The following is a 24029-nucleotide window of genomic DNA, read 5'->3' as shown; positions in this document are numbered from 1 at the left end:
GGCGCGTGACAGGCGCCGTCGCACCGGGATGGGGCACGACGGAGACGAAGCGTCAAAGCGGGTGGGAGGATTCTACAGGAGCGCGAAATGCGCGAGCGCGGGGCTGCACCGAGGAACGCTTCGGACTTCGTCGAGCGTGAAATGCACACGGCGCGGCAGGCGGGTGAACCGCTTGCCGCGCCGTGTGTGTCAGGGGCTGCGCGATCAGTTGCCGGCGATCGTGTCGACCGGCTTGAACGCGCCGCGCTCGACCTTGTAGATCGTCACCGGCGCATCCTTCAGGTCGCCCTTCGTGTCGTACGCGATGCTCGGCGCCGATACGCCCTTGATCGACACCTTGCCCAGATACGGCGTATAGACCTTCGGGTCGGTCGAGTTCGCGTCCTTCATCGCGGTGAGCAATGCGATCGTGCCGTCGTACGAATAGGGCGAATAGGTGATCACGTCTTCGTTGAAGCGTGCCTTGTAGCGCGACGCGTAGCCGGCGAAGCCGGGCATCTTTTCCTTCGGCAGCCCGCCCATGTAGACGATCGCGCCTTCCGCCGCTTCACCGCCGACCTTCAGGAACGTCGGCGAGCGCGACATCTCGCCGGTCACGAATGCCGACTTCATCCCGAGCTGGCGCATCTTGCGGATCATCGGCGAAGACTGTGCATCGCCGCCGCCGTAGAAGATCGCGTCCGGGTTCATCCCCTTGAGGTTGGTCAGGATTGCGGAGAAGTCGAGCGCCTTGTCGTTCGTGAAGTCGCGCTTGACGATCGTGCCGCCCGCCGCCTGCACGGCCTTCGCGAATTCGTCGGCGATGCCCTGGCCATAGGCCGTGCGGTCGTCGATGATCGCGATGCGCTTGAAGTGCAGCGTCTTCACCGCATACGTGCCGACGATGCGGCCGGCCTGCGCGTCGCTCGTCAGCAGCCGGTAGGTCGTCTTGTAGCCGCGCGCCGTGTATTGCGGCGACGTCGCCATCGAGATCTGCGGCAACCTCGCGCGATCGTACAGGTCGGACGCCGGAATGCTCGTGCCCGAGTTGAAGTGGCCGATGACCCCGCGGACGTTGTCGTCGATCAGCCGCTGCGCGACCGTCGTGCCGGTGCGCGGGTCGGCCTGATCGTCCTGCGAGTCGAGCTGGAACGTGACCGGCTTGCCGCCGATCGTCGGATGCGTCGCGTTGAAATCCGCGATCGCGAGCTGCACACCTTTCTGCATGTCCGTGCCGTAGTTCGACTGCGGCCCCGTCAGCGGTGCGGCGAAACCGATCTTGACGACGTCGGCGGCGATGGCGTGTGCGCCCGACAGTGCGCAGGCAGCAGCCAGCGCGACGTGCGATACCTTCAGCTTCACTTTCACTTCCCCTTGATGGCGTGGTTGGGCCGCAGCCGGCCAGCGGGCCGCTGCGGTAAACCGGGCGAGACGTATCGGTTTGCACGCCGATGCGAGGGCGGTGCAGGCTCGCCGCGCGCCGGTGGCTGTGCCGGAATCGGCTTGCGCGGCGACGACGGGATGTCATCTCGTAACCGTTGAATGAAGTCTAGGTAGCGAAAATGCACGCGTCTTGCGCGTTCGGTGCGTGGCCGGCGACGATTTCGGCATATCGTCGATAACCCTGATATATGCTGAAATCGTCATGCCTAGTGCGCAATCGCGCCAAGACGCGACACGCCGGCATTTTTAGGATGACGGTCCGGGCGCGTGTTGTCCCGGCGCCAGCGGGGCGCGCTGCCATCGCCGCCGGCGCTGCTCGATGCGCGGCGACATGCAGCCTGCCGACGCGAAATCGTCAGTGCCGGTACGCGAGCGGCGAGATGGTTGTTCGCACAACTACAAGCGCACTGCGCGCCAACGTATGCAATCGCTCGATCACCGCCGATCGGCGGCGCGTTGCACGGGCCGCCGTGCGCCGAGTCGCCGGCCCGCTTGCCCGAGATCGCCACGACGCGTTCGAAAGGGCGCTCCTATAATCGACGCCATCAGCCACTCCCTTCGCAGACGCCGGGATGACGTCCTTCCTTGCCGCACCACCCATGAGCCTGTCCGATACGTTGCGCTACCAGCCCGACAACACCGATCTCGGCGCGATGCTCGCGCACTTCCGCCTGCTCGAGCCGGTGTTCGACGCGCTGCCCGACGTCGCATTTTTCGTGAAGGACGCGAACGGCCGCTACGCGCTCGTCAACCGCACGCTGGCGATGCGCTGCGGCTACAAGGACAAGCGCGACCTGCTCGGCAAGACGACCGACGAAGTGTTTCCGCGCCGCTTCGGCCGCACCTATTTCGAGCAGGACATGGCGACGATCAACGCCGGCCAGCAACTGATGGACCAGCTCGAGCTGCATCTGTATCCGGGTCGCCAGCCGGGCTGGTGCCTGACCTGCAAGGAGCCGCTGCGCGACGCGGCCGGCAAGGTGGTCGGCCTCGCGGGCATCTCGCGAGACCTGAAGGCGCACGAGGGTTCGCATCCGGCCTACAGCAAGCTCGCCGACGTGGTCCAGCATATCCAGGATCACTACGTGCAGCCGCTGAACCTGAAGCAGCTCGCGCAGATGGCCGGGATGTCGGTCGCGCAGCTCGAACGCTACTTCCACAAGGTGTTTCACCTGACGCCGCGCCAGGTGCTGCTGAAAACGCGGCTCGACGCGGCCACGGCGCTGCTCGTCACGCACGACAAGGTGACCGACGTCGCGGCGCTATGCGGGTATACGGATCACAGCGCGTTCACGCGCCAGTTCAAGGCGACGGTCGGCGTGACGCCGACCGAATACCGGCTGATGCTGCAGGACCGGGCGGGGTGAGGTGACGCGCCGGCCGGGCCGACGGGTCGGGATGATCGGGGTGGTACGGGGGCGGGGAACGGGAAAGCGGCGGCTCAGCGGTAGCCGAGCCCTTTCAGGACGGCCGTGCCGTCTTCGGTCAGCCGGAAGCTCGGTGCCGTGTCGGCGTCGAGCTTGACCATCTCGACGAGGCCGGCTTCCTGCAGCGCCGGCAAGTCGGCTTTGGCATTCGCGCCGATCGGTGCGTGCAGCAGCACGAGCAGCGTCGCGATCTCGTGATGGCTGAGCAGGCGGCGCAGCATCGTCTTCTTTGCAGGGGGGGCGGCCGGGCGGCCCGCGGGTGCATCTACGGCGCTCATCGCTGTCCTCCTTTTCGGGATATCCATCGGGTTACTGGTTGCGGATGGTGCCGAGAAAGACTTAAGCGATTCTTAAAACCTCGGTGACCGCTTGGATGGTGCGGTGCGGCAAACATTACCGGATGTAACCCCCGCCGAGCGGCCGTTTCGGGGTGCGGGCGGTCAGCCTTGCCGGACGGGGCGCCGTCGCGACATTCACCACGATGGTGCGTCCGCCCGGCGGGGGGCGGTGAGGTTGCTCCATTCAATCCGACCCCGAAATAGAACGCCGGTGCGCCCTTATTTCCTGCGCTGGGCCTGCGCGGCGAGCCGCACGGCCGCGTTCGTCGCGCCGTAACCGTCGTAGCCGCCGCGCCGCTCGACGATCTCGAGCGAGAAGCGGTTGTCGACCAGTTCCGTATACGCGTGCAGGAATTCGCCGCCGTTTTCGTCGCGGTCGTACAGCAGATGGTGGGCGCTCAGCGTGTCGATCAGCTCGTCCGGCAGCGCGTAGCGCGCGGCGAGATCGTCGTAGTAGTTCGGCGGGATCCGCAGGAACGGCACGCCGTCGGCTGCGAACGCGGCGACCGTCTTCACGATGTCGTCGGTCCGGAACGCGACGTGGTTCAGCCCCGTGCCGTGATAGCGGTCGAGCGATTCGGCGACGGCCGTATGGCGGTCGACCGACGCATTCAGCGCGATCCGCACCGAGCCGTCCGCGCTACGCACCGCACGGCTGCGCATCAGGCCGTACGGATCGGGCACGAGCCAGCTGCGCTCGGCCTCGAAGCCGAATGCCGTCTTGAAGAAGAGAATCCACGTATCGAGCGCGTCGGCCGGCAGCGCGAGGCAGACGTGGTCGATGCCCGTCAGCGGGCCGACCTCGCTGGGGCCATCGATGTCGGTCAGCACGAAATCCGATTCATACAGCGTCGGCGCGTTCGGCGCCTCGTCGACGAAGTATTCGAGGCTGCCGTCCGGCGCCTGCACGCTCGGCAGCACGCGCTCTTTCGGCCCGACGCGCCCGGAAAACGGCGCGTAGCCGAAGCCGGCCGCGCGTTCGAACGCCACCTTCGCATCGTCGACGCGGAACGCCGACGCACACAGCGACAACCCGTGCTGCTGGAAGAACGCATCGGCGAACGAGTCGCGCTCGGCGTTCAGCACGATCGATGCGGCGCCGTGCTGGAACAGCGTCACGTCCTTCGAGCGGTGGCGGCCCGCGAGCCGGAACCGCATCCGGCCGAGCCATTCGCCGACGGTGGCCGCCGCCTGTGCGTCGACCGCGAATTCGATGAACTGGAACCCGACGTGCGCGGGCGGTGCCGGCGGCGCGAACAGCGGCTGGTCGGCGGCCGGCGTGCGGCCGTCCTGCGCGAGCCGTGCGCGCGTCAGTTCTTCCAGATAGAGCAGCGAGCGGTGGCCGTCGGCGGCCGTGATCGCGGTCGGCGCGGCGCGGAAGCCGTCGTTGAAGATCTCCAGCGACAGCGGCCCCGTATAGCCGGACTCGATCACGCGGGCCGTGAAGCGCGCGAGGTCGAAGTCGCCCTGGCCGGGGAACGAGCGGTAGTGGCGGCTCCATTCGAGCACGTCCATCGCGAGCTTCGGCGCATCGGCGATCTGCACGAACGCGATCCGGTCGCCGGGAATGTCGGCGATCGCGTCCGGCGAATCGTCGAGCGACAGCGTATGGAAGCTGTCGAGCGCGAGGCCGAGGTGCGGGCTGTTCACCGCGTTCACGAGCTGCCATGCGTGGCTGTACCGGTTCACGACGCGGCCCCACGCGAGCGCCTCGTACGCGGCGACCACGCCGGCCTGCCGCGCGGCTTCGGCGAGCGCGCCGAGCTGGTCGACCAGCAGCGCGTCGTCCGCGATCGTGTCGGGCGACACGTTGCTGCACACCAGGATGCGGTCGGTGCCGAGCGCGTGCATCACGTCGAACTTGCGCCGGATGCGGTCGAGGTTGCGGGCGAGCTGGGCCGGGCTCACGCCCTCGAAGTCGCGAAACGGCTGGAACAGCACGATGTCGAGGCCGAGATCGGCAGCCATGGCCCTCACGTCGGCGGGCGACCCGTCGAAGTAGACGAGGTCGTTCTCGAAGATTTCGACACCGTCGAAGCCGGCGGCCTGGATGGCGGCGAGCTTCTCGGCGAGGGTGCCGGACAGTGACACGGTGGCGATCGAGCGCTGCATGGGCGAATCCTGCGGGTGAGCGGGGTGTGGCGTCGGCCGATCGAACCCGAATGAACCAGTCGTTGAATTCAGGGCGAGCGCCATATCCCGAATTTACTAGGGAGGTGAGGAGAATTATACAAACTAACTAGATGGTACAAATTAGCGAAAACCCGAAAAGACATTGCGCTTGCGCAAGTGCACACTAGCGCCAAATCTTGACGTCTGGGGGCGAAGTCGACTAGCGATTCGCCCCCGTTTTTGGAGCGCAACCGACATGAGCATGCACAAGGTACTGGTGCTGAACGGCCCGAACCTGAATCTGCTGGGGACCCGCGAGCCCCATATCTATGGCGCGGAAACCCTTGCCGACCTCGAGCAGCGTTGCCGCACGGCGGCCGACGGGCTCGGGCTGGAGATCGACTTCCGCCAGTCGAACGCCGAGCACCAGTTGATCGACTGGCTGCATGCCGCGCGTCACGACACGCACGGCATCGTGATCAACCCGGCTGCCTACACGCACACGTCGGTCGCGCTGGCCGACGCGCTTTCCGCGATCGCGAAGCCGGTGATCGAGGTACATATTTCCAACGTGCATCGCCGCGAGGCCTTCCGTCACCACTCGTATGTGTCGGCGGTGGCCGAAGCCGTGATCTGCGGCTGCGGCACCGAAGGCTACGTATTCGCGCTGCAGCGCCTGTCGACCCTTTTTGCCCAGGGAGCCGCACGATGAGCCGCCCGTCTTTTCTGATCGGCCTGATCGGCCAGGGCATCGGCGGTTCGCTGTCGCCCGCGATGCATGAGGAAGAAGGTTTCCGCCAGGGGTTCGGCTACGTATACCGGCGCATCGATCTCGACGCGCTCGGCCTGAGCGTCGACGCCCTGCCGCAACTGCTCGAGGCCGCGCAGCGGATGGGCTACAACGGGCTCAACATCACGCATCCGTGCAAGCAGCGCGTGATCGAGCACCTCGACGCGCTGTCGGATGATGCGCGCGCGCTCGGTGCGGTGAACACGGTGCTGTTCAAGGACGGCAAGCGGATCGGCCATAACACCGACTGGTCGGGTTTCGCGAAGTCGTTCCGCCGCGGGCTGCCCGACGCATCGCTCGAGCGTGTCGTCCAGCTCGGCGCGGGCGGCGCGGGCGCGGCCGTCGCGCATGCGGCGCTGCAGATGGGTGCCGCCGAACTGACGATTTTCGACGTCGACGGTACGCGTGCCGCCGCGCTCGCGGGCGAACTGCAGCAGCGCTTCCCGGCCGCGCGGGTCACGCCGGGCGGCGATCTCGCGGCCGCGATGCAAGCCGCGACGGGCCTCATCCATGCCACGCCGACCGGCATGGCCAAGCACCCGGGCCTGCCGCTGCCGGCCGAACTGCTTCACACGGGGATGTGGGTGGCCGACATCGTGTATTTCCCGCTCGAAACCGAACTGATCCGCGCGGCGCGCGCGGCCGGCTGCGCGACGCTGCCGGGCGGCGGGATGGCCGTGTACCAGGCCGTCGATGCATTTGAAATCTTTACCGGACGTACGCCGGACGACGAGCGGATGTTCGAACACTTTCAGTCGCTCGTCGCGCGCTGACCCTTCTACCTACTAGACGTAAAGAGAGACCAGGAGACGACCATGCAGCACACCACCCACACGAACGCCGCGCCTGCGCAGGCGGCCGGCACGGTCCGGCGGACAGCGGCGCGCTACAAGATCCTCGCGCTGCTCGCGATCGGCACGATGATCAACTATCTCGACCGTACCGTGCTGGGGGTGGCTGCGCCGCAGCTCACCAAGGAGCTCGGCATCAACGCCGCGGTGATGGGCATCATGTTCTCCGCGTTCTCGTGGACCTACGTCGCAATGCAGGTGCCGGGCGGTCTGTTTCTCGACCGCTTCGGCAGCAAGATCACCTATTACTGGTCGATGACGTTGTGGTCGCTGTGCACGTTCCTGCAGGGCTTCGTGCCCGGCGTCGGGACGCTGCTCGCATGCCGGCTCGGTCTCGGCGTGACGGAAGCGCCGTGTTTTCCGACCAACAGCCGCGTCGTCGCGACGTGGTTCCCGCAGAACGAACGCGCGATGGCAACCGGTACCTACACCGTCGGCGAATACATCGGCCTCGCGTTCTTCAGCCCCGTGCTGTTCGCGCTGATGGGGGCGTTCGGCTGGCGCTCGCTGTTCTGGGTCGTCGGTACGATCGGGGTCGTATTCGGTCTGGTCTGGTGGAAGTTCTACCACGAGCCGCGTAATCATCCGGCCGCGAACGCGGAGGAATTGGCCTACATCGAGGCCGGCGGCGGTCTCGTGCACAGCGCGCGCAAGGACGGCGACAAGAGCGGCAAGGCTGCGCAGACGAAGTTCAGCTGGTCGATGGCCGGCCGGCTGCTGAAGAAGCGCCAGCTCGCGGGTATCTGCCTCGGCCAGTTCGCCGGCAACTCGACGCTCGTGTTCTTCCTGACCTGGTTCCCGACCTATCTCGCGACCGAGCGCCATATGGGCTGGCTGAAGATCGGCTTCTTCGCGGTGATGCCGTTCATCGCCGCGTCGGTCGGCGTGATGTTCGGCGGGATCTTCTCCGACTGGCTGCTGCGTCGCGGCAAGTCGGCGAACCTCGCGCGCAAGCTGCCGATCATCGCGGGCCTGCTGCTCGCGTCGACGATCATTCTCGCGAACTACGTGAAGAGCAACGAAGCCGTGATCGCGATCATGTCGGTAGCATTCTTCGCCCAGGGGATGGCCGCGCTCGGCTGGACGCTCGTGTCCGACATCGCGCCGGACGGCCTGCTCGGCGTGACGGGCGGCATCTTCAACTTCGCGGCGAACCTCGCGGGGATCGTCACGCCGCTCGTCGTCGGTTTCATCGTCGCATCGACCGGATCGTTCGTCGGCGCACTCGTGTTCATCGGCGTGATCGCGCTGATCGGCGCGCTGTCGTACATCTTCGTCGTCGGCGACATCAAGCGGATCGAACTGTAAGCACCGGCTCCACGCACACTCGGTGCATTCGCCCGGTGACCTTGGGTCGCCGGGCTTAATAGGATGGTCAGCCCGATCCTCACTCAGTGGACTACGCTGAGTGAGGATTTTGTCCTTCTGGAGGGCCATCATGGACACGGTATCGCTGATCGGAGTCGATCTCGGCAAGCACTGCTTCCACCTGCATGGACAGGATGCGTCAGGCAGGAAAAGCTCACGCGTAGCCAGATGTTCACGCTGCTGGGCAATTTTCCGCGTTGTATGGTGGTCATGGAGGCCTGCGCCGGTGCTCACTGGATCGCACGTCGACTTCAAGCGCTGGGCCATGAGGCCAAGCTGATTTCTCCGCAATTCGTCAAACCGTTCCGGCAAGGCAACAAGAACGATTTCGCGGACGCCCAGGCGATCTGCGAAGCAGCTTCCCGTCCGAGCATGCGTTTCTGTTGGAGTTCGGTATCAGCTTGCCGCGCGGCATGGCAGCGATCCGGCGACTCCCCACCGTGCTGGAGGCAGAATCGTTGCCGCCGAGGTTGGTGGTCGTGCTCGAACGCTTGCAGGCGCATTTCAAGTATCTGGACGAGCAGATCCGCCAGCTCGAACGTGAGCTGCTTACCCAGCTACACGAGGATGAACGCAGCGAACGGCTGCTGGAGATTCCCGGCATTGGCCCGATGACCGCCAGCATGTTGGTGTCCGAGTTGGGCGATGCCCATCAATATGGTTCGGCAAGGCAGTTTGCAGCTTCGGTCGGTCTGGTGCCGCGACAGTACAGCACCGGCGGCAAACCAACGCTACTGGGCATCAGCAAGTGCGACGACAAGGAACTGCGACGGCTGCTGGTGCAATGTGCGCGGACCATCATGCAGCACATCGAGCACCGCACGGATGCATTAGGCGTCTGGATTCGCAGTCTGTTGGCGCGACGACACTCGAACGTGGTCGCCTGTGCCCTGGCCAATAAATTGGCGAGGATCGCCTGGGCCATCCTCGCCAAAGGGACACACTACCGAAGCATCGAGGCTGTTCCCTCAGTCTGACGCCTCCTATCGCTTACGGCTTCAGTTTCAGTAGTCACCTCTGGTTTTGCGACGCGAGATACGTGAAGGCATAAACGACTCAACGGCCGGGCAAGTAACCTGACACAAAAAACAGCACGTCAATGCTGTGGGCTTTTTGAGGTTTGCCCGGCGCGGCTCCCATCATGGGGCGGGATCTTTCCCATCCGCGACCCCGGATAGATTCGAGCAAGTCCACTTTAGGTCAACACTGCCTCGCTTGCAAAAATCGGGCTGACCATAGATTTTTGTTTCTGCGGCCGGATTGCGGGCGGGTTCGTGCGACAGCGCTCACGCGCGCTGCACGGCAATCCCGAGTGATTCGACCGCCTGCGCGATCGCCGCGACCGCGCGCCGGATGTCGCAGGCATCGATCGCGCCAATGCAGCCGACGCGAAACGTCTCGCGCTGCGTCAGCTTGCCCGGATACAGGATGAAACCCGCGTCGCGCACCGCGTCGTAGAAGCGGCGGAAATCGTAGGCCGGATGCTTGGGCGCATGGAACGTGACGATCACGGGCGCCTGCACGCCGGCGTCGAGGAACGGCGTGAAGCCGAGCGCGCGCATCGATTCGACCAGCGTCCGGCAGTTCTCCGCGTAGCGCGCGCCACGCGCCGGCTGGCCGCCTTCGGCGAGGTACTGGTCGAGAGCGGCGCGCAGCGCGGCGATCACGTGCGTCGGCGGCGTGAAGCGCCACTGGCCCGTCTTGCGCAGGTACGCGTACTGATCGTGGAGGTCGAGCGCGAGCGACGGCGAATTGCCTTCGCATGCGTCGAGCGCGTCGCGCCGCACGATCGCGAACCCCATCCCCGGCACGCCTTCCAGGCATTTGCCGCTCGCCGAGACCAGCGCGTCGATCCCGCTGTCTGCCAGCGCGATCGGCAGCGCGCCGAACGAACTCATCGCGTCGACGATCAGCCGCTTGCCGTGCCGCCGGCACACGGCCGCGATCGCGTCGAGCGGATTCAGGATGCCGGCGCTCGTTTCCAGGTGCACCAGCGCGACATGCGTGATGCGCGGCTCGCGCGCGAACGCGGCGTCGACCGCCGCCGGATCGACCGCCGCATCCTCGCCGAACGGTAACGCGATCGCTTCGATGCCGAGCCGGCCGAGGATCTTCAGGATGCGCGCGCAATACGCGCCGTTGTCCGGCACCAGCACGACGCCGTCGCGCGGCACCAGCGTGCCGAGCGCCGCCTCGACCGAAAACGTGCCGCTGCCTTGCATCGGCACGCACACGTACTGGTCGCCGCCGTGCGCGATCGCGACGAGATCCGCGCAGACGCTCGCCGTCAACTGGTTGAAAGCCGTGTCCCACGACCCCCAGTCATGTTGCATGGCGTGGCGTGTTGTGGCGGACGTGGTGAGCGGGCCGGGCGTCAGCAGAATCGGGTCGGACATGGTTTTCTCCAGCAAAGCTCGGACGAAACACCGGGGCGGCATTTCTGAATGACTTGCATGATATTGGCAAAATGTGTCACTTTGTGGAAATTGTGGCACTCGTCACGGGGTTGTCATCGAACGCTGTGATCCTTCGGTTGCCGCGCGAAACCACCTGCAGCGCGGCAGCGAGGCCGGCCGGTTGTCGGTCTGCCCGACTGAAACGAGCCGGATCGTGCCCCGGCCGCTTGGTGTTCCGTCTACGGAGAAGTGAGATGACACTGCAGAATTCCTCGCGCGCCGCTGCCGGCGCGTTCCGCAAGCTCGCGCTGGCTGCCTGCGCCGCTGGTCTGCTGCAAGGCGCCGCGATGCCCGCGCATGCGGCGAACGCGGTCGTGCTGTACACGGCGGATGGTCTCGAGAACCTCTATCGCGACGTGCTGCCGGCGTTCGAGAAGAAGGAAGGCGTCAAGGTCAACATCGTGACGGCGGGCAGCGGCGAAGTCGTCAACCGCGCGAACATCGAAAAGAATTCGCCGAAGGCGGACGTGATCGTCACGCTGCCGCCGTTCATCCAGCAAGCCGGCCAGATGGGCCTGCTGCAGCCGTACCAGAGCGTCAACTACAAGAACGTGCCGGCGATCGCGAAAGCGGAGGACGGTACGTGGGCGACGTTCGTGAACAACTACTTCTCGTTCGCGATCAACCCGGACGTCGTGAAGAACCAGCCGAAGACGTTCGCCGACCTGCTGTCGCCGGGCTATGCCGGCAAGGTTGCGTACTCGAACCCGGCGACCGCCGGCGACGGGATGGCCGTGCTGATCCTGACGACCACGCTGATGGGCGAGGACAAGGCGTTCGACTATCTCGCGAAGCTGTCGCAGAGCGTGAAGTTCCACACCAAGGGCACGGGCTACCTGAACGTGTTGCTGTCGCGTAACGAGATCAGCGTCGCGAACGGCGACCTGCAGATGGACCTCGACGACGCCGAGCACGGCGCGCTGTCCGTCAAGCCGATCTTCCTGGCCGCGAAGGAAGGCGACCAGCCGACCACGTTCCAGCTGCCGTACGGCATCGGCCTGATCAAGAGCGGCCCGAACCAGGACGCCGGCAAGAAGCTGATCGACTACCTGATGTCGACGGAAGTGCAGTCGAAGGTGCCGGACATGTACGGCATCCCGGGCCGCACGGACGTGCCGCTGGCCGGCAAGAACGGCGAAGCGGTCAAGAAGGCGATCGCGGGCGTGAGGCTGATCCCGGTCGACTGGACCCAGGTGATGGCGAAGAAGCCGGTGTGGATCGAGCGCTGGAAGAAGGACGTGATCGGCAGCTCGGGCAAGCCGCTCGACGTCGTCAAGCCGAAGTGACCGGCGCACGCCGCCTGTATTAGTGAGCAAGAGGATGAACCCGGTGGAAACCGCCCTGACCCATCCCGGCGCATTCGGCGCCGCCGAGCCGCGTGCGACGCTGCGGTCCGGCGCGCCGGGCGGCGTGCAGATCGAACACCTGAACGTGCGCTACGGCGCACGTACGGTGCTGGAAGATCTGTCGCTGTCGATCGGCGCCGGTGAATTTCTGACCGTGCTCGGCAAGAGCGGCTGCGGCAAGACCACGCTGCTGCGCTTCATCGCCGGGTTCGTGAAGGCCGACGGCCTGACCGGCACGCTGACCGTGGCCGGACGCGACCTGACCTATGCGCCGCCGCACAAGCGCAATCTCGGTCTGCTGTTCCAGAATTACGCGCTGTTCCCACACCTGTCGGTGTTCGAGAACGTCGCATTCGGGCTGCGCGCCCGCGGCATGGCCTCGTCGGAAGTGACGCGCCGCGTCGCCGACGCGCTGAAGCTCGTGCAGCTCGGCGATGCCGGCCACCACCTGCCCGCGCAGCTGTCGGGCGGGATGCAGCAGCGCGTCGCGCTGGCGCGCGCGCTCGTGATCGAGCCGGACGTGCTGCTGCTCGACGAGCCGCTGTCGGCGCTCGACGCCAACCTGCGCGCATCGGTGCGCAGCGAACTGAAGGCGCTGCACGAGCGCCTGCCGAACCTGACCGTCGTCTGCGTGACGCACGACCGCGACGATGCGCTCGTGCTGTCCGACCGCGCGCTGCTGATGCGCGATGGCCACATCGCGCAGCTCGGCACGCCGCAGCAGCTGTACGACGCGCCGCAGGACGGCTACGTCGCGCGCTATCTCGGCCCGGCCAACCTGCTGCCGCCGCACGTGATCTTCCCGCTCGGCGATCCGCGTCACGATGTGCGCGGCAAGGTCGCATGCGTGCGCCCCGAGCGCCTGACCGTGATACCGCTCGCGGCGGGCGGGCTGCACGGTACCGTGTCGTCCGTCGAATGGCAGGGCGCGGACCTGTCGATCGCGGTCGTGATCGACGCGGCGCCCGACGAACCCGTGCGCGTCACGATGCAACGCGGCCGCGGCGCGGCTCCCGAGCGCGGTGCGCGCGTTTCCCTGCATTGCGAGGCAGACGATGTCGTCCTTATCGAGCCCTGAAGCTGGCCTGCCGCCGCACGTGCTCGCGTCGGCCGCCGCGCATGCCGCTGCCGCGCGGCGCCGCAAGCGCATGGGCGACCTGCACCTCGCCGCGCTCGCGATCGTCGTGCTGGGCCCGCTCGTCGTCTATCCGCTGGTGCGGCTCGTGCTGCTGAGCGTGTCCGGCGATCACGGACTGAGCTTCGCCGCGTACCGGATGTTCTTCGGCAATCCCGATACGCGCAGCGTGCTGCTGACGACCGTCGGCGTGCTGTTCGCGAGCGCGGGCACCGCATCGGTGCTCGGCGTGCTGCTGGCAGCGCTGCTGTTCTTCAAGCCGTTCCCGGGCGCATCGCTCGTCACGCGCTTCCTGGAACTGTACGTCGCGTTCCCGTCGTTCCTCGTCGCGTTCACGCTGATCTTCCTGTACGGCTCGCAAGGCTCGATCAGCATCGCGCTGCAGCACCTGTTCCATCTCGAGAATCCGCCGCTCGATTTCCTGTTCGGCATCGGCGGCGTGATTCTCGCGCAGACCGTGTTCTATACGCCGTTCGTCGTGCGGCCGACGCTCGCGTCGTTCGCGACGCTCGACCTGCGGCTGATCGAAGCCGCGCGCAGTCTCGGCGCGTCCGGCTGGATGCTCGCGCGCCGCGTCGTGCTGCCGATCGCGTGGCCGGGCATCGCCGCCGGCACCGTGCTGTGTTTCCTGCTGACACTGAACGAATTCGGGATCCTGCTCGTGCTCGGCAGCGCGCGGCTCGTGACGCTGCCGGTCGCGATCTACAGCAGCGCGACCGTCGATCTCGACCTGCCGACCGCGTCGGCCGGCGCGGTCGTGATGCTCGCGCTGTCGCTGGCGCTGTATGCGGTTTATCGCCGGGTGAACCGGCGCGCGACGGGAGGGAACGATGTCCGCTGAATTCCGTATCGGGCAAGCCGTGCCGCGCCACCAGATCGGCTGGGGCGACACGGTGCTCAAGCATGCGTCGCGCGCGGCGCTCGCGCTGGCCGCGTTCGCCTGTTTCTGGCTGTTCGTGTTGCCCGTCATCGTCGTCGCGCTGTCGAGCGTGTCGACGCAATGGTCGGGCACGATCCTGCCGGCCGGTTACAGCCTGCGCTGGTTCGCGCGGCTCGGGTCGCCCGAATACGACGCGCTGCTGACGAGCCTCGAAATCGGCTTCGGCGTGTCGGCAATCGGCACGATCCTCGGGCTGTGGCTCGCGCTTGCGCTCGAAGGACGCGACCGGCGCGGCCTCGGTGCGGTCGTCGACGCGCTCGTGATGGTGCCCAACGGCGTGCCGAGCGTCGTGCTCGGGCTCGCGGTGCTGATCGCGTATCACCAGAAGCCGCTCGACCTGTCGAGCTCCGCGGCGATCGTCGTGCTCGTGCAGCTCGCGCTGATCTTGCCGTTCTGCTATCGCTGCGCGGCCGCCGCGCTGCGCCCGGAACTGACCGTGCTGCGCGAAGCGGCCGCGAGCCTCGGTGCGCCGCCCGCGATGGTGCTGCGTCGCGTGCTGCTGCCGCAGCTCGTGCCGGCGCTGCGCGCGAGCCTCGCGCTCGGCTTCGCGCTGTCGCTCGGCGAGCTCGGCGCGACGCTGACCGTCTATCCGCCCGGTTTCGCGACCGTGCCGATCGTCGTGATCGGCCAGGTGGAGCGCGGCTATTACCTTCCCGCATCGGCGCTGTCGCTGCTGATGCTCGGCGCGTCGCTTGCGGCGCTGCTGCTGATCGCCGCGCGCGTGCCGCGTGGCAAGCGGGCCGCACCATGAACGCCGCATTCGCGTTGCGTCTGCCCGGCGAGCAATCACCCGCCGGCAAGAGTTCGACGGATCTCGCGGGGCGCTCCGTCGACGTGAACGGCCGGCGCTACCGGCTGCCGGTCGAACCGACCGTCGTCGTCTGCGTCGACGGCTGCGAGTACGACTATCTCGAGCGTGCGGTGGAGGCAGGTGTCGCACCGTTCATCGGCCGGATGATCGCGGAAGGCACCGCATGGCGCGCCGACTGCGTCGTGCCGACCTTCACCAACCCGAACAACCTGTCGATCGTCTGCGGCGTACCGCCGTCGGTCCACGGGATCTGCGGCAACTACTTCTGGGATCCGGCCGCCGACGGCGGTCGCGGCGCCGAAGTGATGATGAACGACCCGGCCTACCTGCGGGCCGGCACGCTGCTCGCGGCGGCGTCCGACGCCGGCGCGCGGGTGGCCGTCGTCACCGCCAAGGACAAGCTGCGCCGGCTGCTCGGCTGGCAGATGAACGGCGTCTGCTTTTCCGCCGAGAAGGCCGCGCAGGCGAATCTTGCGGAAAACGGCATCGTCGACGTGCTCGACTGGGTCGGCCTGCCGTCGCCCGACGTATACAGCTCGGCGCTGTCCGAATTCGTGTTCGCGGCCGGCGTGCGGCTCGCACAGACGCGCCAGGTCGACCTGATGTACCTGTCGACCACCGACTACGTGCAGCACAAGTGCGAGCCGGGCAGTGCGGGTGCGAACGCGTTCTACGCAATGATGGACGGCTATCTCGCGCAGCTGGACGCGCTCGGCTGGGCGATCGGGCTCACGGCCGACCACGGGATGAACGCGAAGCACGATCCCGCGACCGGCCGCCCGAACGTGATCTATCTGCAGGATGCGTTCGACGGCTGGTACGGCGCGCAGGCCGCGCGCGTGATCCTGCCGATCACCGATCCGTACGTCGTGCACCACGGCGCGCTCGGCTCGTTCGCGACCGTGTACCTGACGCCGGGTGTCGACCGGACCGATGCGATGTGGCGCGTCGGCGGGCGCGACGGCGTCGAGCTCGTGCTCGACAACGCGGAAGCCGCCTCGCGCTTCGAGCTGCCGCCCGACCGGATCGGCGACCTCGTCGTGATCGCGCGGCGCGACGTGACGCTCGGCACGCGCGAGCGCGAACACGACCTGTCCGGCCTGACCGTGCCGTTGCGTTCGCACGGCGGCGTGTCCGAGCAGGAAGTGCCGTTGCTGTTCAACCGTCGGATCGAGCGGGACGACCCTGCACGTCGTCCGCGCAACTTCGACGTTTTCGATTTCGTGCTGAACCGGAGCGCATCATGATGGCTCATCCCCGACAGGATCACCCTGCGTTTCGCGCCGAGGCGCTGCGCTGGTGCGGCACGCGCGCGGTGCGCGACCGTGTTTTCGACGTCACCGATCCGTACACCGGCACGCGTGTCGGTACGGCGCCGCTGGCGAGCGTCGATGACGTGCGCGCCGCGTTCGAATACGCGATGGCGTACCGGCCGGCGCTCACGCGTTACGAGCGTTCTCAGATCCTCGAACGCGCGGCCGCGCTGCTGCGCGAGCGTATGGAGGAAGCGTCCGATCTGATCACGCTCGAATCCGGATTGTCGAAACAGGATTCCCGCTACGAGATCGGCCGCGTCGCCGACGTGCTGAAGTTCGCGTCGGGCGAGGCGCTGCGCGATGACGCGCAGAGTTTCTCGTGCGACCTCACACCTCATGGCAAGGCGCGACGCGTGTTCTCGCAGCGGCAGCCGCTCGACGGCGTGATCGTCGCGATCACGCCGTTCAATCACCCGATGAACCAGGTCGCGCACAAGATCGCGCCGGCGATCGCGACCAACAACCGCGTGATCGTGAAGCCATCGGAGAAGGTGCCGCTGTCGGCGTTCTATCTGGCCGACCTGCTGTATGAAGCAGGATTGCCGGAGCCGATGCTGCAGGTGCTGACCGGCGATCCGCGCGAGATCGCGGACGAACTCGTCACGCATCCGCATGCGTCGCTGATTACCTTTACGGGCGGCGTGTCGATCGGTAAGGCGATCGCCGCGCGGGCCGGTTACCGGCGCATCGTACTGGAACTGGGCGGCAACGATCCGCTGATCGTCCTCGACGATGCCGATCTGGAGCGTGCGGCATCGCTGGCCGTGCTCGGCTCGTACCGGAATTCGGGGCAGCGCTGCACGGCCGTCAAGCGGATCCTGGTACATCGCTCGATCGCACCGGCGTTCACCGAATTGCTCGTCGAGAAGACGCGTGCATGGAAGTACGGCGATCCGTTCGATCCGGCGAACCAAATGGGCACGGTGATTGACGATGCGGCGGCGCGGCTGTTCGAGGCACGGGTCGGCGAGGCGGTCGCGCAGGGGGCGCGGTTGCTGACCGGCAACGTGCGGCGTGGCGCGCTGTATGCGCCGACCGTGCTCGACAACGTCGATCCGGCGATGACGATCGTGCGTGAGGAGACCTTCGGCCCCGTCTCGCCCGTCATGACGTTCGACACCATCGACGATGCGATCCGGATCAGCAACGGCACGGCATTCGGCTTGTCGTCGGGTGTCTGTACGGACAGTACGGCCGCGGTCGTGCGGTTCGTGAACGAGTTGAAAGTCGGAACGGTGAATGTCTGGGAGGTGCCCGGATACCGGATCGAGCTGTCGCCGTTCGGCGGGATCAAGGATTCGGGGCTTGGCTATAAGGAAGGCGTTCAGGAAGCGATGAAGAGCTTTACGAACCTGAAGACGTTTTCGCTGCCTTGGGAGTAAGCGGATGGCACTGACGGTAGAAGAGATTCACGGGCTGTATCGCGAGCATGGCCATGTCGCCTATAGCGGCGAGCCGGTTACGCAACTGGAGCACGCGTTGCAGAGCGGCTTGCTGGCGGAGGAGGCGGGCGCGGACGAGGCGCTGGTCGCGGCGGCGTTCCTGCACGATCTCGGGCATCTGCTGAATCGACAGGGCGAGACGCCGAGCGCGCGCGGGATCGACGATCTGCATCAGTATTGCGTGCTGCCGTTCCTGCGGTCGTTGTTCGACGACGCGGTGCTGGAGCCGATCCGGCTGCACGTCGACGCGAAGCGTTGTCTGTGCCGGACGGACGCCGGCTACTTCGAGAGCCTGTCGCCGGACTCGGTGCGCAGCCTTGCGCTGCAGGGCGGCGTCTTCAGTGAAGAGGAGACGGTGGCGTTCCTGCAGCGCCCGTTCGCGGCAGACGCGCTGCGCCTGCGTCGCTGGGACGATACGGCCAAGGAAGAAGGCAAGGCGACGCCGAGCCTCGATCACTATATGGAGATAGTCGCGCGCCAGGTGCGCGTGGCCTGACGATTCGGCTGCCTCTATTTAAGGCCCCGCACGCGGCAGCGTGCGGGGCCTTAAATTTTTTTCGAAAAACCTCTTGCGCGATTGGCGGTGACTGCATAGAATCACGCCTCTTTCGCGCTAACGGAAACGCAGCGCGGGGGAAGAAGGGAAGCGGTGCGGTTGAGGGCGGGTTGTAGAGCCCCGGCGCACACGGAGTTGAACCCCAGCCGTCGCAACGAAGCAGTTAAAAAAGTTGTTGACGAACTGAGAAACACGGTTCATAATCTCGCTTCTCTGCTGCTGAAAACGCAGCGCTGCTGAGAAACACGAAGTTCCTCGCAGAAACGCTCTTTAAAAATTAACAGCCGATAAGTGTGGGCGCTTGATGGCCGCGAGCTGATCCTCGGATCAGATAGCGAAAGTATCAAGAGTCTCACACTAAAGTAAGTCAGGTTTATGAAGTGATTCATATACCTGTCAGCTTTGAGTGAGCGACCGGTTCGAAAGAACCGAAAACAGTAACAGGTTTAAACTGAAGAGTTTGATCCTGGCTCAGATTGAACGCTGGCGGCATGCCTTACACATGCAAGTCGAACGGCAGCACGGGTGCTTGCACCTGGTGGCGAGTGGCGAACGGGTGAGTAATACATCGGAACATGTCCTGTAGTGGGGGATAGCCCGGCGAAAGCCGGATTAATACCGCATACGATCTATGGATGAAAGCGGGGGACCTTCGGGCCTCGCGCTATAGGGTTGGCCGATGGCTGATTAGCTAGTTGGTGGGGTAAAGGCCTACCAAGGCGACGATCAGTAGCTGGTCTGAGAGGACGACCAGCCACACTGGGACTGAGACACGGCCCAGACTCCTACGGGAGGCAGCAGTGGGGAATTTTGGACAATGGGCGAAAGCCTGATCCAGCAATGCCGCGTGTGTGAAGAAGGCCTTCGGGTTGTAAAGCACTTTTGTCCGGAAAGAAATCCTTGGTTCTAATATAGCCGGGGGATGACGGTACCGGAAGAATAAGCACCGGCTAACTACGTGCCAGCAGCCGCGGTAATACGTAGGGTGCAAGCGTTAATCGGAATTACTGGGCGTAAAGCGTGCGCAGGCGGTTTGCTAAGACCGATGTGAAATCCCCGGGCTCAACCTGGGAACTGCATTGGTGACTGGCAGGCTAGAGTATGGCAGAGGGGGGTAGAATTCCACGTGTAGCAGTGAAATGCGTAGAGATGTGGAGGAATACCGATGGCGAAGGCAGCCCCCTGGGCCAATACTGACGCTCATGCACGAAAGCGTGGGGAGCAAACAGGATTAGATACCCTGGTAGTCCACGCCCTAAACGATGTCAACTAGTTGTTGGGGATTCATTTCCTTAGTAACGTAGCTAACGCGTGAAGTTGACCGCCTGGGGAGTACGGTCGCAAGATTAAAACTCAAAGGAATTGACGGGGACCCGCACAAGCGGTGGATGATGTGGATTAATTCGATGCAACGCGAAAAACCTTACCTACCCTTGACATGGTCGGAATCCTGCTGAGAGGCGGGAGTGCTCGAAAGAGAACCGGCGCACAGGTGCTGCATGGCTGTCGTCAGCTCGTGTCGTGAGATGTTGGGTTAAGTCCCGCAACGAGCGCAACCCTTGTCCTTAGTTGCTACGCAAGAGCACTCTAAGGAGACTGCCGGTGACAAACCGGAGGAAGGTGGGGATGACGTCAAGTCCTCATGGCCCTTATGGGTAGGGCTTCACACGTCATACAATGGTCGGAACAGAGGGTTGCCAACCCGCGAGGGGGAGCTAATCCCAGAAAACCGATCGTAGTCCGGATTGCACTCTGCAACTCGAGTGCATGAAGCTGGAATCGCTAGTAATCGCGGATCAGCATGCCGCGGTGAATACGTTCCCGGGTCTTGTACACACCGCCCGTCACACCATGGGAGTGGGTTTTACCAGAAGTGGCTAGTCTAACCGCAAGGAGGACGGTCACCACGGTAGGATTCATGACTGGGGTGAAGTCGTAACAAGGTAGCCGTATCGGAAGGTGCGGCTGGATCACCTCCTTTCCAGAGCTTCTCGCAAAATTGAGCGCTCACGCTTATCGGCTGTAAATTTAAAGACAGACTCAGGGGTCTGTAGCTCAGTCGGTTAGAGCACCGTCTTGATAAGGCGGGGGTCGTTGGTTCGAATCCAACCAGACCCACCATTGTCTGGCGGTAGGTACCTGAGGTTATCTGTACTCATGGGGGCATAGCTCAGCTGGGAGAGCACCTGCTTTGCAAGCAGGGGGTCGTCGGTTCGATCCCGTCTGCCTCCACCAATCTTCAATGACAAGCGTTCGACTTGGTCGAATCTTTGTCATTGGCGATTGAGCCAGTCAGAGTGATACATAGTATGTATCGGCTGTCGTTCTTTAACAATCTGGAAGAAGTAAGTAATTTGGATAGCGGAAGCGTCTTGAGATGGACGTGAAAGCTATCCGGGTTGTGATTGTATCGATGTATCTCAAGATGATTCGAACTTAATGTTCGGCTCAATTGGAATACGGCACAACGCGAGAACTCAACCTGTAGCGACTGTCGCAAGACAGACTCGTTATAGGGTCAAGCGAACAAGTGCATGTGGTGGATGCCTTGGCGATCACAGGCGATGAAGGACGCGGTAGCCTGCGAAAAGCTACGGGGAGCTGGCAAACGAGCTTTGATCCGTAGATGTCCGAATGGGGAAACCCACTCCTTTTGGAGTATCCATGGCTGAATACATAGGCCATGTGAAGCGAACGCGGTGAACTGAAACATCTAAGTAACCGCAGGAAAAGAAATCAACCGAGATTCCCAAAGTAGTGGCGAGCGAAATGGGATGAGCCTTGCACTCTTTATTTGTATTGTTAGCCGAACGCTCTGGAAAGTGCGGCCATAGCAGGTGATAGCCCTGTAGGCGAAAACAGTATGAAAGAACTAGGTGTGCGACAAGTAGGGCGGGACACGTGAAATCCTGTCTGAAGATGGGGGGACCATCCTCCAAGGCTAAATACTCGTGATCGACCGATAGTGAACCAGTACCGTGAGGGAAAGGCGAAAAGAACCCCGGGAGGGGAGTGAAATAGATCCTGAAACCGCATGCATACAAACAGTCGGAGCCTCGTAAGGGGTGACGGCGTACCTTTTGTATAATGGGTCAGCGACTTACGTTCAGTAGCAAGCTTAACCGTATAGGGCAGGCGTAGCGAAAGCGAGTCCGAATAGGGCGTTCAGTTGCTGGGCGTAGACCCGAAACCAGGTGATCTATCCATGGCCAGGATGAAGGTGCGGTAACACGTACTGGAGGTCCGAACCCACTAACGTTGAAAAGTTAGGGGATGAGCTGTGGATAGGGGTGAAAGGCTAAACAAACCTGGAAATAGCTGGTTCTCTCCGAAAACTATTTAGGTAGTGCCTCGTGTCTCACCTTCGGGGGTAGAGCACTGTCATGGTTGGGGGGTCTATTGCAGATTACCCCGCCATAGCAAACTCCGAATACCGAAGAGTGCAATCACGGGAGACAGACATCGGGTGCTAACGTCCGGTGTCAAGAGGGAAACAACCCAGACCGCCAGCTAAGGTCCCCAAATATAGCTAAGTGGGAAACGAAGTGGGAAGGCTAAAACAGTCAGGAGGTTGGCTTAGAAGCAGCCACCCTTTAAAGAAAGCGTAATAGCTCACTGATCGAGTCGTCCTGCGCGGAAGATGTAACGGGGCTAAGCTATATACCGAAGCTGCGGATGCGTGCTTTGCACGCATGGTAGGAGAGCGTTCCGTAAGCCTGCGAAGGTGCCTTGTAAAGGGTGCTGGAGGTATCGGAAGTGCGAATGCTGACATGAGTAGCGATAAAGGGGGTGAAAGGCCCCCTCGCCGTAAGCCCAAGGTTTCCTACGCAACGTTCATCGGCGTAGGGTGAGTCGGCCCCTAAGGCGAGGCAGAAATGCGTAGCTGATGGGAAGCAGGTCAATATTCCTGCACCATTGTTAGATGCGATGGGGGGACGGATCGCGGAAGGTTGTCCGGGTGTTGGAAGTCCCGGTCGCTGCATTGGAGAAGGCACTTAGGCAAATCCGGGTGCGTAATTCAAGGGTGTGGCGCGAGCTCCTTAGGGAGCGAAGCAATTGGAAGTGGTTCCAAGAAAAGCCTCTAAGCTTCAGTCTAACGATGACCGTACCGCAAACCGACACAGGTGGGCGAGATGAGTATTCTAAGGCGCTTGAGAGAACTCGGGAGAAGGAACTCGGCAAATTGGTACCGTAACTTCGGGATAAGGTACGCCCTTGTAGCTTGATGCGCCTGCGCGCAGAGGGTGAAGGGGTTGCAATAAACTGGTGGCTGCGACTGTTTAATAAAAACACAGCACTCTGCAAACACGAAAGTGGACGTATAGGGTGTGACGCCTGCCCGGTGCCGGAAGATTAAATGATGGGGTGCAAGCTCTTGATTGAAGTCCCGGTAAACGGCGGCCGTAACTATAACGGTCCTAAGGTAGCGAAATTCCTTGTCGGGTAAGTTCCGACCTGCACGAATGGCGTAACGATGGCCACACTGTCTCCTCCCGAGACTCAGCGAAGTTGAAGTGTTTGTGATGATGCAATCTACCCGCGGCTAGACGGAAAGACCCCATGAACCTTTACTGTAGCTTTGCATTGGACTTTGAACCGATCTGTGTAGGATAGGTGGGAGGCTATGAAACCGGAACGCTAGTTTCGGTGGAGCCGTCCTTGAAATACCACCCTGGTTTGTTTGAGGTTCTAACCTTGGCCCGTGATCCGGGTCGGGGACAGTGCATGGTAGGCAGTTTGACTGGGGCGGTCTCCTCCCAAAGCGTAACGGAGGAGTACGAAGGTACGCTAGGTACGGTCGGAAATCGTGCTGATAGTGCAATGGCATAAGCGTGCTTAACTGCGAGACCGACAAGTCGAGCAGGTGCGAAAGCAGGTCATAGTGATCCGGTGGTTCTGTATGGAAGGGCCATCGCTCAACGGATAAAAGGTACTCTGGGGATAACAGGCTGATACCGCCCAAGAGTTCATATCGACGGCGGTGTTTGGCACCTCGATGTCGGCTCATCTCATCCTGGGGCTGTAGCCGGTCCCAAGGGTATGGCTGTTCGCCATTTAAAGAGGTACGTGAGCTGGGTTTAAAACGTCGTGAGACAGTTTGGTCCCTATCTGCCGTGGGCGTTGGATATTTGAAGGGGGCTGCTCCTAGTACGAGAGGACCGGAGTGGACGAACCTCTGGTGTACCGGTTGTCACGCCAGTGGCATCGCCGGGTAGCTATGTTCGGAAGAGATAACCGCTGAAAGCATCTAAGCGGGAAACTCGCCTTAAGATGAGATATCCCTGGGGACTAGATCCCCTTGAAGGGTCGTTCGAGACCAGGACGTTGATAGGTCAGGTGTGTAAGCGCAGTAATGCGTTCAGCTAACTGATACTAATTGCCCGTAAGGCTTGATCCTATAACAAGTCTGTTTCGCGCTAGAGAGCGCGTCGGACGGGTTGGATTCTCGTGTGTGATACACACAACCTAAATTACTGCTTCTTCCAAGATTGGTTGTGCTGCGAAGCCAGCGCAACAACCCTCTTTGCCTGATGACCATAGCGAGTCGGTCCCACCCCTTCCCATCCCGAACAGGACCGTGAAACGACTCTACGCCGATGATAGTGCGGATTCCCGTGTGAAAGTAGGTAATCGTCAGGCTCCCTAAGCCAAGAACCCCCGCCCGAAAGGCGGGGGTTTTTGCATTTGCGGCGTCGGAAAAGGAAAAGGGCGATGGCCG

At 63.4% G+C, this 24029-nt stretch carries 15 protein-coding genes, 2 tRNA genes, 3 rRNA genes and 1 pseudogene; 17 read left to right on the top strand and 4 right to left on the bottom strand.

Going from position 1 to position 24029, the window contains the following annotated elements; translation table 11 throughout:
- Window positions 1-204: 204 nt before the first annotated feature.
- Window positions 205-1341: a branched-chain amino acid ABC transporter substrate-binding protein gene (locus AC1Z3W_RS00105; protein ID WP_057925702.1), complete on the bottom strand. Its 1137-nt coding sequence runs from the start codon at window positions 1339-1341 to the stop codon at window positions 205-207.
- A gap of 653 nt (window positions 1342-1994) precedes the next feature.
- Between AC1Z3W_RS00105 and AC1Z3W_RS00100 the strand changes: the two genes are divergently transcribed.
- Window positions 1995-2789: an AraC family transcriptional regulator gene (locus tag AC1Z3W_RS00100; RefSeq protein WP_057925703.1), complete on the top strand. Its 795-nt coding sequence runs from the start codon at window positions 1995-1997 to the stop codon at window positions 2787-2789.
- A 74-nt stretch (window positions 2790-2863) separates the two neighbouring features.
- Here AC1Z3W_RS00100 and AC1Z3W_RS00095 read toward each other — a convergent pair whose 3' ends face one another.
- Window positions 2864-3127, bottom strand: a complete 264-nt coding sequence (locus AC1Z3W_RS00095; RefSeq protein ID WP_057925704.1) for a hypothetical protein — start codon at window positions 3125-3127, stop codon at window positions 2864-2866.
- Between the two features lie 279 nt (window positions 3128-3406).
- Window positions 3407-5299: a bifunctional sugar phosphate isomerase/epimerase/4-hydroxyphenylpyruvate dioxygenase family protein gene (locus AC1Z3W_RS00090; protein WP_483506582.1), complete on the bottom strand. Its 1893-nt coding sequence runs from the start codon at window positions 5297-5299 to the stop codon at window positions 3407-3409.
- A 256-nt stretch (window positions 5300-5555) separates the two neighbouring features.
- Between AC1Z3W_RS00090 and aroQ the strand changes: the two genes are divergently transcribed.
- The 4 genes and pseudogenes from aroQ to AC1Z3W_RS00070 all read left to right on the top strand — a co-directional run bounded on the left by aroQ (window position 5556) and on the right by AC1Z3W_RS00070 (window position 9285).
- Window positions 5556-6011: a type II 3-dehydroquinate dehydratase gene (aroQ, locus tag AC1Z3W_RS00085; RefSeq protein ID WP_057925706.1), complete on the top strand. Its 456-nt coding sequence runs from the start codon at window positions 5556-5558 to the stop codon at window positions 6009-6011.
- The gene (locus AC1Z3W_RS00080) at window positions 6008-6862 is read left to right on the top strand and encodes a shikimate dehydrogenase (RefSeq protein ID WP_175826364.1); all 855 of its coding nucleotides are present in this window, start codon (window positions 6008-6010) and stop codon (window positions 6860-6862) included. The genes aroQ and AC1Z3W_RS00080 overlap by 4 nt, the downstream gene beginning before the upstream one ends.
- A gap of 42 nt (window positions 6863-6904) precedes the next feature.
- Window positions 6905-8248: an MFS transporter gene (locus AC1Z3W_RS00075; protein WP_057925708.1), complete on the top strand. Its 1344-nt coding sequence runs from the start codon at window positions 6905-6907 to the stop codon at window positions 8246-8248.
- 130 nt (window positions 8249-8378) lie between these two features.
- A pseudogene (locus AC1Z3W_RS00070) lies at window positions 8379-9285 on the top strand (IS110 family RNA-guided transposase).
- Between the two features lie 309 nt (window positions 9286-9594).
- Here the strand turns inward: AC1Z3W_RS00070 and AC1Z3W_RS00065 are convergent.
- Entirely contained in the window at window positions 9595-10704 is a 1110-nt protein-coding gene (locus AC1Z3W_RS00065) for a 2-aminoethylphosphonate--pyruvate transaminase (RefSeq protein ID WP_057930243.1), read from the bottom strand.
- A 254-nt stretch (window positions 10705-10958) separates the two neighbouring features.
- Between AC1Z3W_RS00065 and phnS the strand changes: the two genes are divergently transcribed.
- The 12 genes from phnS (at window position 10959) to rrf (ending at window position 23950) form a co-directional block, all read left to right on the top strand.
- Window positions 10959-12050: a 2-aminoethylphosphonate ABC transporter substrate-binding protein gene (phnS, locus tag AC1Z3W_RS00060; protein ID WP_057930244.1), complete on the top strand. Its 1092-nt coding sequence runs from the start codon at window positions 10959-10961 to the stop codon at window positions 12048-12050.
- A gap of 34 nt (window positions 12051-12084) precedes the next feature.
- Window positions 12085-13188 carry a 2-aminoethylphosphonate ABC transport system ATP-binding subunit PhnT gene (gene phnT / locus AC1Z3W_RS00055; protein WP_057930245.1) on the top strand — a complete coding sequence of 368 codons (1104 nt, stop codon included), beginning with the start codon at window positions 12085-12087 and terminating at the stop codon, window positions 13186-13188.
- Window positions 13166-14086 carry a 2-aminoethylphosphonate ABC transporter permease subunit gene (locus tag AC1Z3W_RS00050; protein WP_057930246.1) on the top strand — a complete coding sequence of 307 codons (921 nt, stop codon included), beginning with the start codon at window positions 13166-13168 and terminating at the stop codon, window positions 14084-14086. The genes phnT and AC1Z3W_RS00050 overlap by 23 nt, the downstream gene beginning before the upstream one ends.
- Entirely contained in the window at window positions 14076-14936 is an 861-nt protein-coding gene (gene phnV / locus AC1Z3W_RS00045; RefSeq protein WP_057930247.1) for a 2-aminoethylphosphonate ABC transport system, membrane component PhnV, read from the top strand. The genes AC1Z3W_RS00050 and phnV overlap by 11 nt, the downstream gene beginning before the upstream one ends.
- A complete protein-coding gene (gene phnA, locus AC1Z3W_RS00040; RefSeq protein ID WP_483506579.1) occupies window positions 14933-16243 on the top strand; it encodes a phosphonoacetate hydrolase in 1311 nt (436 codons plus the stop codon). The genes phnV and phnA overlap by 4 nt, the downstream gene beginning before the upstream one ends.
- Window positions 16240-17694: a phosphonoacetaldehyde dehydrogenase gene (phnY, locus tag AC1Z3W_RS00035; RefSeq protein WP_057930249.1), complete on the top strand. Its 1455-nt coding sequence runs from the start codon at window positions 16240-16242 to the stop codon at window positions 17692-17694. Before phnA ends, phnY begins: the two co-directional genes overlap by 4 nt.
- A gap of 4 nt (window positions 17695-17698) precedes the next feature.
- A complete protein-coding gene (locus AC1Z3W_RS00030; protein WP_124835832.1) occupies window positions 17699-18250 on the top strand; it encodes a phosphonate degradation HD-domain oxygenase in 552 nt (183 codons plus the stop codon).
- Between the two features lie 508 nt (window positions 18251-18758).
- A 16S ribosomal RNA gene (locus AC1Z3W_RS00025) occupies window positions 18759-20291 on the top strand.
- 63 nt (window positions 20292-20354) lie between these two features.
- Window positions 20355-20431, top strand: a tRNA-Ile gene (locus AC1Z3W_RS00020).
- 38 nt (window positions 20432-20469) lie between these two features.
- A tRNA-Ala gene (locus AC1Z3W_RS00015) sits at window positions 20470-20545 on the top strand.
- Between the two features lie 281 nt (window positions 20546-20826).
- Window positions 20827-23708, top strand: a 23S ribosomal RNA gene (locus AC1Z3W_RS00010).
- 129 nt (window positions 23709-23837) lie between these two features.
- Window positions 23838-23950 (top strand): 5S ribosomal RNA (gene rrf, locus AC1Z3W_RS00005).
- Together the 16S, 23S and 5S rRNA genes with 2 tRNA genes alongside form the textbook arrangement of a ribosomal RNA operon.
- The last annotated feature ends 79 nt before the right edge of the window (window positions 23951-24029 follow it).

Source organism: Burkholderia sp. 10_S31, assembly GCF_056930375.1.
The sequence above is the reverse complement of the archived record's forward strand: the minus strand, read 5'-3'. Positions and strand labels throughout refer to the sequence as shown.

What these genes read in the sequence shown, in the direction of transcription:
- AC1Z3W_RS00100 (WP_057925703.1), top strand. Translation starts at nt 1,995, where the DNA reads ATGACGTCCTTCCTTGCCGCACCACCCATGAGCCTGTCCGATACGTTG.
- AC1Z3W_RS00095 (WP_057925704.1), bottom strand. Translation starts at nt 3,127, where the DNA reads ATGAGCGCCGTAGATGCACCCGCGGGCCGCCCGGCCGCCCCCCCTGCA.
- AC1Z3W_RS00090 (WP_483506582.1), bottom strand. Translation starts at nt 5,299, where the DNA reads ATGCAGCGCTCGATCGCCACCGTGTCACTGTCCGGCACCCTCGCCGAG.
- aroQ (WP_057925706.1), top strand. Translation starts at nt 5,556, where the DNA reads ATGAGCATGCACAAGGTACTGGTGCTGAACGGCCCGAACCTGAATCTG.
- AC1Z3W_RS00080 (WP_175826364.1), top strand. Translation starts at nt 6,008, where the DNA reads ATGAGCCGCCCGTCTTTTCTGATCGGCCTGATCGGCCAGGGCATCGGC.
- AC1Z3W_RS00075 (WP_057925708.1), top strand. Translation starts at nt 6,905, where the DNA reads ATGCAGCACACCACCCACACGAACGCCGCGCCTGCGCAGGCGGCCGGC.
- AC1Z3W_RS00065 (WP_057930243.1), bottom strand. Translation starts at nt 10,704, where the DNA reads ATGTCCGACCCGATTCTGCTGACGCCCGGCCCGCTCACCACGTCCGCC.
- phnS (WP_057930244.1), top strand. Translation starts at nt 10,959, where the DNA reads ATGACACTGCAGAATTCCTCGCGCGCCGCTGCCGGCGCGTTCCGCAAG.
- phnT (WP_057930245.1), top strand. Translation starts at nt 12,085, where the DNA reads ATGAACCCGGTGGAAACCGCCCTGACCCATCCCGGCGCATTCGGCGCC.
- AC1Z3W_RS00050 (WP_057930246.1), top strand. Translation starts at nt 13,166, where the DNA reads ATGTCGTCCTTATCGAGCCCTGAAGCTGGCCTGCCGCCGCACGTGCTC.
- phnV (WP_057930247.1), top strand. Translation starts at nt 14,076, where the DNA reads ATGTCCGCTGAATTCCGTATCGGGCAAGCCGTGCCGCGCCACCAGATC.
- phnA (WP_483506579.1), top strand. Translation starts at nt 14,933, where the DNA reads ATGAACGCCGCATTCGCGTTGCGTCTGCCCGGCGAGCAATCACCCGCC.
- phnY (WP_057930249.1), top strand. Translation starts at nt 16,240, where the DNA reads ATGATGGCTCATCCCCGACAGGATCACCCTGCGTTTCGCGCCGAGGCG.
- AC1Z3W_RS00030 (WP_124835832.1), top strand. Translation starts at nt 17,699, where the DNA reads ATGGCACTGACGGTAGAAGAGATTCACGGGCTGTATCGCGAGCATGGC.